Annotated in this window: 16 protein-coding genes; 8 read left to right on the forward strand and 8 right to left on the reverse strand. The window is 39.3% G+C overall.

From position 1 onward, the window contains the following. Positions 1–814: 814 nt before the first annotated feature. Both ESZ26_RS03550 and ESZ26_RS19330 read left to right on the forward strand, forming a co-directional pair. Positions 815–2,167, forward strand: coding sequence for a dicarboxylate/amino acid:cation symporter (locus tag ESZ26_RS03550; protein ID WP_146798112.1), 1,353 nt, complete (start codon positions 815–817; stop codon positions 2,165–2,167). 418 nt (positions 2,168–2,585) lie between these two features. Next, positions 2,586–3,122 (forward strand): DUF805 domain-containing protein, encoded by a 537-nt coding sequence (locus tag ESZ26_RS19330; RefSeq protein ID WP_190278379.1) that lies wholly within the window; start codon positions 2,586–2,588, stop codon positions 3,120–3,122. A 181-nt stretch (positions 3,123–3,303) separates the two neighbouring features. On the opposite strand, the gene kdsA is transcribed toward ESZ26_RS19330, so the two are convergent. The 7 genes from kdsA to hemA all read right to left on the reverse strand — a co-directional run bounded on the left by kdsA (position 3,304) and on the right by hemA (position 10,174). After that, complete coding sequence (kdsA, locus tag ESZ26_RS03560; RefSeq protein WP_146798114.1) at positions 3,304–4,152, reverse strand: 3-deoxy-8-phosphooctulonate synthase; 849 nt, start codon at positions 4,150–4,152, stop codon at positions 3,304–3,306. Between the two features lie 36 nt (positions 4,153–4,188). Continuing rightward, positions 4,189–5,451, reverse strand: coding sequence for a DUF819 family protein (locus ESZ26_RS03565; RefSeq protein ID WP_146798116.1), 1,263 nt, complete (start codon positions 5,449–5,451; stop codon positions 4,189–4,191). A 71-nt stretch (positions 5,452–5,522) separates the two neighbouring features. Next, on the reverse strand, positions 5,523–6,323 hold the full coding sequence (locus ESZ26_RS03570) for a SirB1 family protein (RefSeq protein WP_146798118.1): 801 nt from the start codon (positions 6,321–6,323) through the stop codon (positions 5,523–5,525). Between the two features lie 59 nt (positions 6,324–6,382). After that, positions 6,383–6,745, reverse strand: a complete 363-nt coding sequence (locus tag ESZ26_RS03575; protein ID WP_146798119.1) for a SirB2 family protein — start codon at positions 6,743–6,745, stop codon at positions 6,383–6,385. A 24-nt stretch (positions 6,746–6,769) separates the two neighbouring features. After that, the gene (gene prmC / locus ESZ26_RS03580) at positions 6,770–7,654 is read right to left on the reverse strand and encodes a peptide chain release factor N(5)-glutamine methyltransferase (RefSeq protein WP_395880625.1); all 885 of its coding nucleotides are present in this window, start codon (positions 7,652–7,654) and stop codon (positions 6,770–6,772) included. A gap of 8 nt (positions 7,655–7,662) precedes the next feature. Next, complete coding sequence (prfA, locus tag ESZ26_RS03585; protein WP_146798121.1) at positions 7,663–8,751, reverse strand: peptide chain release factor 1; 1,089 nt, start codon at positions 8,749–8,751, stop codon at positions 7,663–7,665. A 163-nt stretch (positions 8,752–8,914) separates the two neighbouring features. Next, the gene (gene hemA, locus ESZ26_RS03590; RefSeq protein ID WP_146798123.1) at positions 8,915–10,174 is read right to left on the reverse strand and encodes a glutamyl-tRNA reductase; all 1,260 of its coding nucleotides are present in this window, start codon (positions 10,172–10,174) and stop codon (positions 8,915–8,917) included. Positions 10,175–10,407: 233 nt separating this feature from the next. Between hemA and lolB the strand changes: the two genes are divergently transcribed. From lolB to ESZ26_RS03605, 3 genes are all read left to right on the forward strand, one after another. Beyond that, complete coding sequence (lolB, locus tag ESZ26_RS03595) at positions 10,408–11,043, forward strand: lipoprotein insertase outer membrane protein LolB (RefSeq protein ID WP_170246298.1); 636 nt, start codon at positions 10,408–10,410, stop codon at positions 11,041–11,043. After that, the gene (gene ispE / locus ESZ26_RS03600) at positions 11,036–11,959 is read left to right on the forward strand and encodes a 4-(cytidine 5'-diphospho)-2-C-methyl-D-erythritol kinase (protein ID WP_146798127.1); all 924 of its coding nucleotides are present in this window, start codon (positions 11,036–11,038) and stop codon (positions 11,957–11,959) included. Before lolB ends, ispE begins: the two co-directional genes overlap by 8 nt. Before the next feature lie 129 nt (positions 11,960–12,088). Next, on the forward strand, positions 12,089–13,036 hold the full coding sequence (locus tag ESZ26_RS03605) for a ribose-phosphate pyrophosphokinase (RefSeq protein ID WP_070376156.1): 948 nt from the start codon (positions 12,089–12,091) through the stop codon (positions 13,034–13,036). 118 nt (positions 13,037–13,154) lie between these two features. Here ESZ26_RS03605 and ESZ26_RS03610 read toward each other — a convergent pair whose 3' ends face one another. Then, on the reverse strand, positions 13,155–14,279 hold the full coding sequence (locus tag ESZ26_RS03610; protein ID WP_146798129.1) for a pyridoxal-phosphate-dependent aminotransferase family protein: 1,125 nt from the start codon (positions 14,277–14,279) through the stop codon (positions 13,155–13,157). Between the two features lie 343 nt (positions 14,280–14,622). Between ESZ26_RS03610 and ESZ26_RS03615 the strand changes: the two genes are divergently transcribed. The 3 genes from ESZ26_RS03615 to ychF are packed head-to-tail and all read left to right on the forward strand — an operon-like array spanning position 14,623 to position 16,982. Beyond that, positions 14,623–15,243 carry a 50S ribosomal protein L25/general stress protein Ctc gene (locus ESZ26_RS03615; RefSeq protein WP_146798131.1) on the forward strand — a complete coding sequence of 207 codons (621 nt, stop codon included), beginning with the start codon at positions 14,623–14,625 and terminating at the stop codon, positions 15,241–15,243. Positions 15,244–15,262: 19 nt separating this feature from the next. Next, on the forward strand, positions 15,263–15,847 hold the full coding sequence (gene pth / locus ESZ26_RS03620; RefSeq protein ID WP_146798133.1) for an aminoacyl-tRNA hydrolase: 585 nt from the start codon (positions 15,263–15,265) through the stop codon (positions 15,845–15,847). Positions 15,848–15,890: 43 nt separating this feature from the next. Next, positions 15,891–16,982: a redox-regulated ATPase YchF gene (gene ychF, locus ESZ26_RS03625; RefSeq protein ID WP_146798135.1), complete on the forward strand. Its 1,092-nt coding sequence runs from the start codon at positions 15,891–15,893 to the stop codon at positions 16,980–16,982. The last annotated feature ends 167 nt before the right edge of the window (positions 16,983–17,149 follow it).

Raw genomic sequence — 17,149 nt, forward strand, 5'->3', positions numbered from 1 at the left:
TTTTGGTTCCTGCGGCTAAAGCGATAGTTGCAATACCGTCAGAACCAGTAAGAGAAGTTCCTGTAACTGGATCTAAAACACCTAAGGTAGTGGTAAAAGTTACGACTTCTCCGGCCACTGGAACAGTACCATCAGTAATAGTAGCACTTAATATCGCAGGGGTTGCGGCTGTAATAGCTAAATTAGAAGAGCTTATATTAATAACTTTCCCTGCAACTTCTCCTCCATCGCCTGCAGAAGTAAAACCAATAGCCGATGAGCTGATTTCACCATAACTAGCCGTTATTTCGCCGGCGCCCTCCGTTGCCCCTGCATGAACTTGAATAGTCGCTTGGCCATTTTCATCAGTCAAAGCTGTGCCAGACAAAGGATCTAATATTCCTAACGTCGAAGTAAATGTGACCACTTTACCTGATAATGATGCACCATTATCTTGAAGAGTTGCAATAACTAAAGCCGGCTTAGCATTCTGCACATCAATATCATCAATCGACACCACTAGGGTAATAGTGGATGTTTCGCCTGCACCACCTGCAACCGGAGTCTCAGTTCTAGATAACCCCCCATCACCACTGCCACCACAACCGCTTAGCGCGAAAAATAAAAGCCAAAAACCCAAACGTTGAAAAAGTGCCATGCAAGTATCCCTTAATTTTTTTAATTACATCTTTATTAATAGTAACTTATATTCTAAAAATTTCATTAAAAATAGCGCTATAGTTGCTTTTAAATACTTAGCTTTTTAATCAATGGATTACCTGTTAATCTACTCTTCATAATTTATAATAAAAAAATAACATAGTTGCATTTCATTATGACTGACAAAAAAAAAGCAAGTTTAACCGCTAGAATAGTTACAGGCATGGGGGCAGGTATCCTTACCGGCATTTTCTTACAGATGCTTATGCCCGACAAATCAGACTTTATCATTCCACTTTATTTCTTCGATATTTCTTTAAGGGCGTTATTAATTGATGGCTTTTTTGAAGTTATTGGCCAGGTTTTTATTTCTAGTTTACAAATGTTAGTGGTACCACTGGTTTTTGTTTCGCTTATTTGTGGCACTTGCTCATTAAAAGACACCACAAAGTTAGGCCGTATTGGCGGTAAAGCGATTTCGCTCTATTTAGTTACCACCGCAATAGCGATTAGCTTTGCGATGTTTTTAGCCTTATTAATAAGCCCAGGTGAAGGGGTTAATATGACTGCAGAAACAACCTTTGCTAGTCGTGAAGCACCTTCTCTTGCACAAGTTTTTATTCAAATGTTCCCTAGTAACCCTTTTGCTGCTTTCGCACAAGGAAACATGCTACAAGTCATTATATTTGCTTTACTATTTGGTATTGCCATTGCTTTATCTGGTAAGGCTGGCGAACGTATTGCTAGCTTGTTTGAAGATATGAGTACGGTTATCATGCGTTTAGTAACCATCTTAATGAATCTTGCTCCTTATGGTGTCTTTTGTTTATTAGCGGCGCTATTCACCGATATGTCACCTGATATTTTTGCAAACTTATTGGTCTATTTTCTGGTAGTGTTCTTTGCCCTTGTTATACATGCCACCGTTACTTATTCGGTAATACTAAAAGTACTAACCGGTTTGAACCCGCTGGTATTTTTAAGAAAAATGCGCAACACAGTTATTTTTGCTTTTTCAACAGCAAGCAGTAACGCTACACTGCCTATCACCTTAGAGACAGTGACAAAAAAAATGGGCGTTAAAAACTCCATTGCTTCGTTTACTGTTCCACTAGGTGCCACGATTAACATGGATGGCACGGCCATCATGCAAGGTGTTGCCACTGTATTTATTGCTCAGGTATTTAATGTAGATTTAAGCTTAAGTGATTATTTAATGGTTATACTCACTGCCACGCTAGCTTCAATTGGCACAGCAGGAGTTCCCGGTGTTGGCTTAATTATGCTTGCGATGGTATTGGGTCAAGTTGGCTTACCTGTAGAAGGTATTGGACTGATTATTGGTGTTGACCGTTTACTTGATATGACGCGTACCGCTGTTAACGTCACTGGCGATAGCATGGTATCAATTGTTGTTGGTAAGTCAGAAAATCAATTTGATGAAAGCGTTTTTAACGATGAAAATGCCGGTAATAAAGTTGAAAACATTGATTTTCAAGACCTAGACAAAAATCAAAGCGGTGATTAGCCATCATTAAAAGTACAGCATATTAACGATAAAAAAGGTGCTTTTAAGCACCTTTTTATTTTTTGAATGCCGAAAAATCAACTTTCACAAGACAATACTCACCAAAGATAATCCTCATGCGCCGCTGATAAATACTATTGGATTTTTAGAGGTATTACGTTATGCATAAATGATCAGCGATATACTATTTATGGTGTAATAATGGGAATAAACCGAGCGCTGAAACTAACATTGAAGTTTGACCATGCTAATTTCAGCAGACCATCACGTTAAGCTGAAGTTGGTTTTCGACAAATAATAGCTAAAATTGTTACCGACAGCTCCATGTCGAGTTGATGTCACCGCCTTGTCGTCACGTATAACACAATGCAGCAGTATAGTAGCGAAAATTCTTAACAGACCTGTACAAGGAAAATTAATGGACATTAATAGTTCAAAACTCAGGGAGATGCGCCTTGCCAGGCATTGGTCTCAAGATCAACTCGCAACACTGAGCTCCTTAAACCTTCGGACAATCCAGCGCCTTGAATCTGGTGCTAAGATATCGACAGAGTCTTTACGAGCGCTTGCCGCCGTATTTGAAGTGCCTGTAGAGAGCTTACTATTAAGTGTCCCTAAACCCAACCAACCTGCCCTCACGGCAATCCACAAAGGCATATTAAAAGGCCTAGAGTTTAGTGGTATCACTTCACGCGCAGATTTTTGGTGGCTCGCGCTCGCCATAACTATATTACTCGCCTTCGCTAAATTGCTTGGCGAGGCTTTCGTTAGCCCGCTGCCAATGCAAATTGGCTCATTACTGGTTTTACTGCCGTGGGTCGCTGCGTGCACTCGACGTCTGCGTGACGCTGGGCTAAGTATTTGGTGGCAGCTCATTAGTTTAGCGCCCGTTGCAGGAATTCTAGTACTGCTCTACTTACTCACCTACGAGACTAAATCAAAAGAGCCCAGATGAGGATAACTCTCGGTGACTTCAGTACAATTTAGCCTTTTTTCCATACTCGTGCTAAGCACTACCGCGAATAACCAAGACAAAGACAATACGACTAAGCTGACTAAGCAAGATATTATATCTGCTATAAAAAAACCTGAGTAGCGACTCAGGTTTTTGTGTTTGAACATAAATTTTATTTGTACTAATCAGTCAATAATGGCTTGAATGATTTAACTAAATCATCAATTGATTTCATTTGCTGTAAGTAAGGCTCAAGTTTATCAAGCGGCAATGCACAAGGACCATCACATTTAGCGTTATCAGGGTCGGGATGTGATTCTATAAATAAACCCGCTAAACCTAATGCCATACCACTGCGCGCTAATTGAGCCGCTTTAGCACGACGACCACCTGCAGAATCAGCACGGCCGCCCGGTTGCTGTAAAGCATGAGTGGCATCAAAAATTACTGGTGCATAATCTTTCATTTCATCCATCGCTAGCATATCAACAACAAGATTATTATAACCATAACAGCTGCCGCGCTCACAAAGAATAACTTGCTCATTACCAGCTTCGGCAAACTTATTAATAATATGACGCATTTCATGGGCGGCAAGAAACTGTGGCTTTTTAACGTTAATAATTGCATTGGTTTTAGCCATAGCAACTACCAGATCAGTCTGGCGTGCTAAAAAGGCGGGTAGCTGAATAATATCAACCACCTCGGCAACAGGCTGCGCTTGATGTATTTCATGCACGTCGGTAATGATAGGTACATTGAACGTCGACTTTATCTCTTCAAATATTCTCAAACCTTCCTCTAAACCGGGTCCGCGATATGAATGAACTGACGAACGGTTAGCTTTATCAAAAGACGCTTTGAATACATAAGGAATATTGAGCTTTTGAGTCACTTCTACGTAGTGCTCTGCAATGCTCATCGCTAAATCGCGCGATTCTAAGACATTCATACCACCAAATAATACAAACGGTTTATCGTTTGCAATTTCAATATCGTACTTAGTCAATTTAATTGAAGTTATTGTCATAATTTTTCCAAAATAAAGTCCAGTGCTAACCAATAATTAGCTACCAATAATTCTTAATAACTGGCCACATAGCCAAGCCATATAGGTACCTAAAGCATAACCTAACACCGCAAGTAACACACCGACCGGCGCTAAAGAAGGATGGAATGCTGAAGCGATAACCGGTGCAGACGCTGCACCACCTATATTCGCTTTACTGCCAACAGCTAGATAGAAGATAGGTGCTTTAATCATTTTGCCAACAATAAGCAGTAAAGCAACATGGACTAACATCCAGATAACACCAATAGCGATGTATTTGGGTGACTCGACAATTTGAGTAACATCCATATGCAAACCTATCGTCGCGACTAACACATACAATAGGCTACTACCGACTTTTGATGCTCCTACGGCTTCAAGCTTTCTCACTTTAGTAAATGAAAGCGTTAAACCTATAGTGGTCACTAAGACAATGATCCAAAATAGTTTTGAGTGTAAGCTAAACTTTTCTAATTCAGGAAAGTTTGTCTGAAAATAAGGGACTAAAAAGTCAGCGGCAAAATGAGCTAAACCAGCAGCACCAAAACCTACCGCAATGATCATCATAAAGTCTTTTAGTAACGGCAACTTGGTATTTTCACGTTGAGCTGATTCTACTTTATCAATTAATCTATCAATTGCAGAAGTATCGGCACCACTTTTTGCATCAATACGCTTATGGTTGGCAGCTAAATAAAGTAATACCGCCATCCACAAGTTGGCAACAACAATATCAACAGTAACCATAATGGTAAATATTTTGCCATCAGCGCCATAAATTTCTTTCATCGCTAACATATTAGCACCACCACCAATCCAACTACCTGCAAGCGCTGCCATACCACGCCAAACGGCTTCAGGACCAGTTACACCAAGTAGTTCAGGCCAAATAGCAGAGATCACTAATAAGGCAATGGGTCCGCCAATAACCACACCAACCGTGCCGGTTAAAAACATAATAATGGCTTTATTGCCAAGACCAACAATTGCTTTTATGTCGATGCTCAAAGTTAGTAAAACTAAACAAGCCGGCAATAAATAGTACTTGGCGACTTCGTCTACTTGACTCAATTCGGCACTAACAATGCCAAAAGTGTTTAACAATGACGGCAGTAAATAGCACATAAGTAATGCTGGGACGTATTTGTAGAACTTCTTAAATGCGGGATGCTCGCTATTTGAAGTATAAAAAACGAATCCAAGTATTATCGCGAGTAACCCCATAACGGTGGCGTCATTCGTGATAAAAGGTGTATTATTGATAATTTGATCTTCCATTGATTAACCTTGTTATTTTTATTTGATTTATTGGTTTTTTTTGTAAACTACAGCCTTACTTCTAAGGCTTATTAATGTAATACCGTATCAGCTATAGTGATTTTGTCCAATTGCATTTTTAATAATTGCGCAGCGGGATCTTTAGGACATTTGTCGACAAAATATTGGTAATCATCGTAAGCGACTTTAAAACAATCAAGTTGATGTAACAAAAAACCTCGATCGCGACGCTCAAACGGATCCTCTGGGCGCAACGCTATTAATATATCGACACACTTTAATGCTTGAGCAAACTGCCCTTCGCGGATCAAAGCATTCTTTAATGAGCTAACGTGCTTAACAATTAAGCTTAACCTTGAAATATCTTCAATTTGGTCGCTTTGTGGGTCGCCATCAAGTTCGTCCATACATAAATCAAGCTCATGCCAATTTAAAGACTCTCCAGTAATGGGATCAAAAACAATCGCATAAACGTCATCACAGACTACGCGGATCATATTTTTCTTTGGTACATAAACCACATCAGTTTCAAAACCACAAAGACGGAATATATGGCAAAGCACAATACTTTTTAACGCCGGAGACATTAACTTAAAATCAACTCCACTTTGTAATTTATGGGCACTAACCGGCCAAAAATCACGTTGATTATCTATAAAGAGTTGCCCGATAAAGAGTTCATTGATCAGTTGTTCAGCCTTTTCAAGATATTCTTCTGTATCAGAAATTAATTCTGAACATTGCTCAACTATCTCACTAAGGTTTCCTGGCTCAAAGTCACTATCACCAAAAACAACTTCTTCAATAAGTACAAAGGCTTCAATAAGTGATTTATCGTCATCATTGAGCTCGGAAAATAATAATTCATTCATGCTGTAATTTTTAATTGCTTACTCTATTTAAAGTTATTATTTATTTCGGGGGATATTTATTATAAAAATACCGTTTGTTTTGTTGTCGCTATTCGCACCACTAGCATGATCCAGCCCATAGCACCTAAATAACCTATGACTTGCATTGTTCGGTTACGGGCTAACTTCAACGTATAATAGCCAGTAAAGATATAAAAAACGATGGCAATAATTTTTTCCGCTAACCATAAGTATTCTATTGGATTTATCGCTAACTTAACCGCCAGACCGACACCTAATAGTAATAAAAAGGTATCAATAATATGGGGGCTGATTTTTAACCATTTTTTATCTAATTGTGCTGAACTCATCAAGGTTAATGCAAAACGGTAAGTGAACAATATAATGCTTATTGCTGCCAGAGTCATATGTAAATGTTTCATACAAAATCCTTATCCTTCTCTTTACTATTTTAATTGGAGGTAAATACAGCAAGTAACTCGGTCATTTCCGCCATAATCTTTAAATGTTTCAATAGACTGATAGCCCAGTTGTTTTAAAATATCCCTAACGCCCGCGGCTTGTTCAAAGCCATGTTCAAAATAGAGTGCACCATTATTGGTTAAATAGACTTGTGCGTCTTTGGCAATACGTTTGATATCTGCAAAGCCATTATCCTGAGCAACCAGAGCCGATAGCGGTTCAAACCTAACATCGCCTTCGATTAAATGCTGATCAGCTTCATCAATATAAGGAGGGTTACTAACAATAATATTAAACTTTTTATTTGCTGCTACATTAGAGAACCAATCACTTTGATAAAGTTCTACCTGTGGCAACTGCAGACGTTGCGCATTTTTTTTAGCCAGACTAATCGCAGCTTCACTAAAGTCAATGCCGTGAACTTGCCATTGCTTTTGCTCTGATGCAAGCGACAGAGCAATAGCCCCGGTCCCAGTACCGAGATCTAAGCACGATAAATCACTTGCTAGATGGCGCGCTAAAATATGTTCGACCAGTAACTCTGTATCTGGGCGAGGAATTAACGTTGCAGGTGATACGTAAAAAGGCAGTGACCAAAATTCACGTTCTTGCGTGATATAAGCAATAGGCTCGCCTTGTAAACGACGTTCAAATAAGGTGATAAAAGCTTGGTATTCTTGCTCTGTTAGCTTTTTTTCAGGCCAAGTTAACAAATAACTTGTCTCTTTATTTAAAACAAAAGCGAGTAAAATTTTACAATCAAGTTTTGCGCTATCAGAAAAGGCAGCGAGTAACTGCTGCCCTTGATTGATTATTTCAACAAAGCTTTGTTGGCAATATGTTATTGACGGTTTTAAAGATTCGCTCAAACCAGTAACTAGTTTTGCTCAGCAAGTGCCGCAAGTAAATCGGCTTGGTTTTCTAACATAATCGGCTCTAGAACCAAATGCAAATTACCTTCAAGGACTTCGTTCAAACGATATAAAGTCAAATTAATACGATGATCCGTCATACGTCCTTGCGGATAGTTGTAAGTACGAATACGTTCTGAACGATCGCCACTTGCCACTAAGTTACGACGAGAAGACTCTTCTTCACTGCGGCGTTTTTCATCTTCTGCTTGCTGCAAACGAGCTTGTAATACCGACATCGCTTGCGCACGGTTTTTATGCTGAGAGCGTTGTTCTTGACACTCGACAACCACACCGGTTGGAATATGGGTAATACGAATGGCAGAATCAGTTTTGTTAACGTGTTGTCCACCGGCACCTGATGCGCGAAAAGTGTCAACTTTTAAATCTGCTTTATTAATTTCAATCGCGTCCGCTTCTGGTATCTCAGGCATAACAACAACCGTACAAGCAGAAGTATGCACTCGTCCTTGAGATTCGGTTTCAGGGACACGTTGCACACGATGACCACCAGACTCGAACTTCATTTGTCCATAGACGCCTTCACCAAGCACTTTGAAAATTACTTCTTTATAGCCGCCCTGTTCACTTTCATTGGTGTTCATAACTTCAATACGCCAGCCTTTCTTTTCACAGTAACGGCTATACATACGATATAAATCGCCAGCAAAAATTGCCGCTTCATCACCACCCGCACCCGCACGTAATTCAACAAAACAGTTATTGTTGTCGTTTGGATCTTTAGGTAATAATAAAATTTGTAATTGGTCAGCTAATTCTTCGATAGCTTTTTTAGATGATTTAAATTCTTCTTGCGCCATTTCACGCATTTCAGGGTCTTCATCTTTTAGCATTTCTTCAGCTAAAGAAAAATCTTCTTCTGCGTTTTGGTAGTCATTAAACACACTAGTGACTGACTCTAATTGAGAAAACTCTTTGGATAAGGCAATAAATTTTTCTTGATCTGAAAGTGTTCCAGGATCAGAAAGCAAGGCTTGAACTTCTTCAAAGCGCTCGACTAATATTTCAAGTTTTTGATAAACAGATTTATTCATTAAGAAATCTTATAATTAGGGAACAGCGGATAAAAATTGGTGATGTGCAGTTTAAAGGGTTAGTTGAGCACTTTCAATCAAAGGTGTAAAAAAGCTGTAAATAGCCAGCTTAGCTAAAATATGTATCTTGATATGTTCGAATAATATAGCACTGTCGGGGCCGCTATTTAATATTATAAATATCGCGCAAGTACACCAATTTATCTAATTCACCACCTTGCGCCGCCGATTGAATAGCACTAGTGGGTGCATGCATAAATTTATTGGTCAACTTAGTGGCTAACTCAGCCAAAATAGCTTCTGGCGACTTATTGCCTTGTAGTTGTAATAGTGCTTTATCAAGTAACAGATCGCGATGTTCCAAACACTGCTTACGGTAGTCTATGACAGTATCTTGGGTATTTAAGCCACGAAGCCATGACATAAAAACATCAGACTGGGTAGAAACTATGGCTTCAGCTTGAACCGCTTCTTTGCGACGATTAGCTAAATTTTTAGCTATAATGCCTTGTAAATCATCAACCGTGTATAAAAAAACATCTTCTAACTCGCCAACCTGTTCTTCAATATCACGAGGAACGGCTAAATCAACCATAAAAATAGGACGATGCTTACGTTTTCCTAAGGCGTGTTCAACCATACCTTTACCTATAATGGGTAAAGTACTGCCTGTTGAGCTGATGACAATGTCTGCATCAGCCATTTTGTCAGGGATTTGCGCCAAGGTAATAACGTCAGCACCAATAGCGCCAGCCATCGCTTCTGCGCGGGCAATAGTTCGGTTAGCGACGGTTATTTTTCCAACTTTATTCTCGTATAAATGTTTAGCAACCAGTTCAATAGTTTCACCGGCGCCTACTAGCAGTACTTTTACATTTTCGAGACTAGCAAAAATATGTTTTGCTAGATTTACCGATGCAAAAGCAACCGAAACCGCACTCGCGCCAATTTCAGTCTCGGTGCGTACTTGTTTAGCTACGCCAAAAGTACGTTGAAATAAACGGTCCATCACTAACGACATAGAGCCTGCGGCTTTCGCTTGGCTGTAGGCTTGCTTCATTTGACCTAAAATTTGTGGCTCGCCTAAAACTAAAGAGTCTAAACCACAAGCAACGCGCATCATATGATTAACCGCTTGTTGGTCGGTATGCCAATATAAACTCGGTGTGATAGTTGAAGCAGGAACATTGTGGTGTTTTTCTAACCAACGAACAACTTTCTCTTGTGTAACCCTTACGTCGCCCTCTTGAACTAAATACAGCTCTGTACGATTACAGGTTGATAAAATGGCCGCTTCGCGACATTCTACGTTTCCAAGTAATTCAGTTAATGCCACACTTAAATTGTCGGGATTAAAAGAGATTTTCTCTCTAACGGCAACAGGGGCAGTTTTATGATTGATTCCAACAGCAACTATAGACATAACGGAACGATTCAGCCTTTTTAAGACGATTAATACCAGAAATAAAAATTATCGATAAACAATTTTTTTTCAATTAATCTTTTCATTAACGACATTATTAATCAGGTTTTATAAAAAACCTATGATCTATGATAAATAATGGTGTTAATTTTACGAAAAATCGCAGAAAATTAAAAGCATCAAATGCGCGATAACGCAATATTATGGCGATTAACTTAATAATAATGGTTTATATGAATAAATTTACATTATCACTGCCACTCTTTTTCAGTTTTTTACTGATATTTCTTTCCGGCTGTAGTTCTTTAACGAATAACCATCAGCAAATTACTGAACATCAAAATATTACCGAGCGTACTCAAAAGCTCAACGCGTTGTCTGATTGGAAAATAAAAGGGAAAATGGGCATAATCAGCCCTAAAGAACGCCATAGCTTAACACTGAATTGGCATTACCAAGGTGATAAAAAGCGCCAGATGTTAAATTTAACCACAGTACTCGGCATTCAAGTTTTTACTTTAGAGTCAGTCAATAACATGCATGTTATTAATGTCGATGGTGAACGCTACCAAAGCCCTGATTTAAACACCCTGCTTGCCTCGCTAACCGGTTTTACATTACCGACACACGCGATGACTTTCTGGTTAAAAGGTTTACCTTATTTAGCTAATGATAAAATAACGTATAACGAAACAACACAATTACCCCAGACACTGACCAGCTACTCTGATGAAAAAAAATGGTTTATTAAGTATGGTGGCTATCAACAAGTAAACCAATATCAATTAGCAACGAAGTTCACCATAAAACAAGGCAACATCACCATTAAAATTAATGTTCATCAATGGGACGTAACAAGCAATGACTGAGACTAACCAGCAATTTTATAGTTTTCCTGCACCGGCAAAGCTTAATTTATTCCTCCATATTATTGGCCAACGCAGCGACGGCTATCATCAGCTGGAAACTATTTTTCAGTTTTTAGATCACAGTGATACCATAGAAATAAGAAAAACTCAGGGTAATAGTATTGAGTTACTCACGCCGATTGATGGCGTATTACATGAAGATAATTTAATTGTTAAAGCGGCTCGATTACTACAAAATCATCTATTAAAAAAAAACCATAGTGTTAATAGCTTATTTTTAGGCGCACAAATAAAAATAACAAAGATTCTCCCTATGGGGGGAGGATTAGGCGGCGGTTCATCGAACGCCGCCACTATTTTGCTGGCATTAAATACCTTGTGGCAGGCAAATTTGTCTACCACAGAGTTAGCAAAGCTTGGCTTATCGCTCGGCGCTGACGTGCCCATTTTTATTTATGGTTTTGCTGCTTTTGCTGAAGGTGTTGGTGAAGAACTTACTGCTGTTTACCCTGAAGAAAGCTGGTTTTTAGTCAGTAAACCTAATGTCAGTATTTCTACTGCCAGTATTTTTACCGATGCTGACTTAACTCGCAATACAGCAAAAGTTAATTTTAACGATGATATTGGTAAGTTAGACATAGACTTATGCCACAATGACTGTCAAACGTTAGTAATAAAAAAGTATCCCGAGGTTGCCAAGTTACTGGCTTGGTTGGTAGAATACGCCCCGTCTCGAATGACTGGTACCGGAGCGTGTATTTTTTCTCGTTTTGATACTGAGCAAGAGGCTTGTCGCATCCAGTCATTACTCCCTAGTGGAATAATTTCTTTTGTAGCAAAAGGTGTCAATACATCTCCATTACGCAGTGCTATTAAGAATTTAATAACATTGCAAGCTGAAAATGCAGGGTATTAATACCATTGAGAATTTATTTTCATAAAAATGCCAAGAACCACTGGAAAAAATTTAATAATTTGCTGATAGTAAACTAAAGGTTTATTAATAGCGTAACTTAAAATGTCAATAGTTTCCGAGGAACTGACCGTGCCTGACATGAAAATATTTACGGGTAATGCCACCCCTGAACTGGCCAAGAAAGTAGCTGATCGCTTGTATATGACTTTAGGCGATGCCAAAGTCGGTAGTTTTAGCGATGGTGAAATCAGTGTTGAAATTAACGAAAATGTGCGCGGTGCGGACGTTTTTATTATTCAATCAACCTGTGCGCCAACGAATAATAACCTAATGGAATTAATTGTCATGATTGACGCATTACGACGAGCATCTGCTGGTCGTATTACTGCAGTTATTCCATACTTTGGTTATGCTCGCCAAGATAGACGTGTACGTAGTGCGCGTGTACCCATTACGGCGAAAGTTGTCGCTGACTTTTTGTCAAGTGTTGGTGTTGACCGAGTATTAACGGTTGACCTACACGCTGAGCAAATTCAGGGTTTCTTCGATGTACCGGTAGATAACGTATTTGGCACACCTATTTTACTTGAAGATATGCTTTCTCGTGATTTAGATAACCCGATTGTAGTTTCTCCTGATATTGGTGGTGTTGTTCGCGCTCGTGCCGTAGCTAAGTTACTCAATGAAGCCGACCTTGCTATCATCGATAAGCGTCGTCCAAAAGCCAATGTTGCACAAGTTATGCACATCATTGGTGATGTTGCAGACCGTGACTGTATCATTGTCGACGACATGATAGATACTGGTGGCACATTAGCAAAAGCGGCTGAAGCATTAAAAGCACATGGTGCTAAACGTGTTATAGCTTATGCTACTCACCCAGTGCTTTCGGGTAATGCCGCGCAAAACCTAAGAGATTCAGTGATTGATGAATTAGTGGTAACAGATTCAATACCCCTTACCGATGAAATTAAAGCGCTCGGTATTGTTCGTCAACTTACTTTAAGTGGTATGTTGTCTGAAGCGATTCGCCGCGTGTGTAACGAAGAATCTATTTCAGCAATGTTTGACAGCTAAACATTCACTGATAAGACAACCGCACAAATAATAAAGCCCCGAGTCAACTGTTGACTCGGGGCTTTTTAATTTATCACGGTGCAGAGTTTTTAGTTACTTTGCCATTTGTTAGTGGTATTTATTCGGTCACTAAAACATCCGCTAAGGCCGCTAGACATAAAGTCACATTCTCAGTTCTTGCCGCATAGCCCATTAAACCAATGCGCCATGCTTTACCGGCAAAGCCACCTAGGCCAGCGCCAATTTCTAAGTTATATTCATTAAGTAAGGTTTGGCGAACAGCTGCATCATCAACGCCTTGAGGAATTAATACCGTATTTAATTGGGGTAAACGGTATTGCTCTTCAACAACAAACGCTATGCCTAGTTTTTCTAATCCTGCTTTTAATTTCAGGTGTTGGTTTTTATGGCGTTGCCATGCATTTTCTAAACCTTCATCTTGTAACATCACTAAAGATTCATGCAAAGCATATAAAGAATTCACCGGTGCCGTATGATGATAACTACGTTTACCTGTACCGCCCCAATAGCCCATAACCAAAGATAAATCTAAAAACCAACTGGGCACTTTAGACTTTCTACTGGTTAATTTTTCAACCGCTTTAGCACTAAAGCTAATCGGCGATATGCCAGGCACACACGACAAACACTTCTGACTACCCGAATAAATAGCATCGATTCCCCAATCGTCAACCTTCAGCTCAACACCGCCTAATGAGGTCACTGCATCGACAATAGAGAGCGCTGAGTTTTCTTGTGCAATAGCACATAAGGCTTTTGCATCAGACAACACTCCGGTAGATGTTTCAGCATGAACAAAGGCTAAAAACTTAACATCACTATTGTCTTTAAAAGCTTGTTTCACTTTATTGACATCGACAGGCGTTCCCCACTCATCGTTTATAACAATGGCGTGAGCCCCTAAGCGTTGAATATTTTCCACCATACGCGAACCAAAAACACCGTTAACACAAACAATTACTTTTTCGCCTGGTTCAACTAAGTTAACAAAACAAGTTTCCATACCAGCAGAGCCTGGCGCTGAAACCGCCATGGTTAATTCATTCTTGGTTTGAAAAGCGTATTGTAGTAATGATTTGATTTCGTCCATCATCTGCACAAACTCTGGATCTAAATGACCTATGGTCGGACGACCTAAAGCAGATAAAACACGGGGTGAAACATCACTAGGACCGGGGCCCATTAACGTACGAGGAGTTGGATAGAAAGATGTAATTGTCATAGTTAATTCTCTTATCGACATTATGCATTAGAAGTATCAGGCACATATACCTGCTCAGTTTGAGGACGCAGGTTGCTAGAGTGTATTTTGAATGGTAACGGGTCTAACACCTAAATTTCAATAAAAAATTATCTATAACGGGCATTTAGCCCAATGATACCAATAATAAGCAGCCATGATTAATAGTTTATTAATCATATTAACGTTGGATATGTTTAAGTTGAGGTGTTATTATGCCGCGCCTTTTATGATGATTGAATTATTTTTATTATTGTAAAGGTTCACTGTTGTTTTTGGTCGCAAAAAACAACTCAACTAACTCTTTAATATTAGGTATTAAAAAATGACTGATTTATTTACTTTAGAAGCTGAAGTTCGTACTGACCTAGGGAAAGGTGCGAGCCGCCGCCTACGTCACGCAAACAAAGTTCCTGCAATTTTATACGGTGAAGGCCAAGAGCCGATTTCTTTAACGTTAGAGCACAAAAATGTTTACCGTGCACAACAAGAAGAAGCATTCTACTCTCACGTTTTAACTGTAAACATTGACGGTAAGCCAGTTGAGTGTCTTTTAAAAGACATGCAACGTCATCCGTTCAAGCAACTTGTAATGCATTTAGATTTCTTACGCATTGATGCATCTCATCCAGTTCACGTTAACGCTCCTATTCACTTCCTTAACGAAGAAGAAGCAGAGAAAAAAGGTGGCAACATTACTCACCAGATTAACGAAATTGCGATTAGCTGTTTACCTGCTGACATTCCAGAATTCATCGAAGTTGATGTTGCTGATTTAGAAGTTGGTCAAACATTGCATTTATCAGACGTTACTTTGCCTAAAGGCGTAACATCTGACGAATTAGCAAAAGGCGAAGATCATGATCAAGCTGTTGTTTCATTAAATGCACCGAAAGGCGTAAGTGAAGAAACTGATGAAGCTGAAGAAATTGAAGCTACTGAATAATCATTAAGTATAAGCTTAAATGACTATTCAACTAGTTGTGGGCCTGGGTAATCCAGGCCCCGAATATACAAAAACTCGTCATAATGCCGGAGTTTGGTTCGTCGAAGAACTTGCTTCTCGCTACAACATCTCCCTCAGACCAGAAAAAAAATATTTCGGACTTTACGGCAAAGGCCTTATAGGTAACGAAGTTGTTCATTTGCTTGTTCCAACAACGTTTATGAATAGAAGTGGTCAGTCTGTAGCGCCTCTTGCAAATTTTTTCCGCATTCCCGTAGATAATATCCTTGTTGCTCATGATGAGTTAGACATGGAACCGGGCGTCTGTAAAATTAAGAAGGGTGGCGGACACGGTGGACATAACGGCTTACGCGATATTATTTCGTCTATGGCTAATAACAAAGAATTTTATCGGTTACGCATTGGTATAGGCCACCCAGGTCATAGAGATCGCGTTACCGGACATGTACTTGGTAAAGCTCCAGCTATTGACCAAGACAAAATAGATCAAGCGATTGATGAAGCAAGCCGATGTATCGACATCTGGCAAACAGACGATTTAAAGAAAGCTCAAAATCGTTTGCATTCATTCAAACCGCTATAACTCAACTTTTAAAACAATTTTGCAAAACAATTAAGGTATTATCATGGGATTCAAATGCGGTATTGTTGGCTTGCCCAACGTAGGTAAATCAACACTTTTCAATGCATTAACCAAAGCAGGTATTGAAGCGGCTAACTTTCCATTTTGTACTATTGAGCCTAATACGGGTGTAGTGCCAGTGCCTGACCCTCGTTTAGATGCTTTAGCTAAAATTGTAAACCCTGAACGTGTGCTAGCAACTACCATGGAATTTGTTGATATTGCTGGTTTAGTGGCTGGCGCCTCTAAAGGTGAAGGTTTAGGTAATAAGTTTCTTGCTAACATTCGTGAAACCGATGCAATTGGTCACGTCGTTCGTTGTTTTGATAATGACAATATTATTCATGTTGCCAATAAGGTTAGCCCTATTGATGACATCGAAGTGATCAATACTGAGCTGGCTTTGTCTGATATGGACACAGCAGAACGAGCAATTTTTCGTTTAGCGAAAAAAGCCAAAGGTGGCGATGTAGACGCTAAATTTGAAATGCCAGTATTAGAGAAGATATTAAAGCATGTTGAAGAAGGTCATATGATACGTTCTTTAACATTATCTAAAGAAGAAAAAGCTGCCGTCGATTACTTGAACTTTTTAACACTCAAACCTACCATGTATATTGCTAACGTCAATGATGATGGTTTTGAAGATAATCCTTACCTAGATCAAGTACAAGCAATTGCGGATGCCGAAGGTGCTATTGTTGTTGCTGTTTGTGCTGAAATTGAAAGTGAATTGTCAGAGATGGATGACGAAGACCGCATTGAGTTTATGGCAGAGATGGGCCTAGAAGAGCCAGGACTTAATCGTGTTATCAATGCCGGTTACTCTTTGCTTCACTTACAAACCTATTTTACTGCCGGTGTAAAAGAAGTTCGTGCATGGACAGTAAAACAAAACGCCACTGCGCCACAAGCAGCCGGTGTTATTCATACGGACTTTGAAAAAGGCTTTATTCGTGCGGAAGTTATCGCCTACGATCACTTTATCGAATTTAATGGCGAATCAGGCGCTAAAGAGGCCGGTAAATGGCGCTTAGAAGGTAAAGAGTACCGCGTTAAAGATGGTGATGTTGTTCACTTCAGATTTAACGTTTAATCTTCACGCGTTAACGCTTATAAATTAAATAATAAAAGGAGCTTCGGCTCCTTTTTTTTCTTTGAAAATAAATTATGAAGTAGCCATCAAAATCAAAATATCATTAAAAAATAAAAAGATATAAATAAAAACAATGAAAACAAGCGTCTACTTAATTTTAAAATTAA

Source organism: Colwellia hornerae (genome assembly GCF_007954355.1).
Classification (GTDB): Bacteria; Pseudomonadota; Gammaproteobacteria; order Enterobacterales; family Alteromonadaceae; genus Colwellia_A; species Colwellia_A hornerae.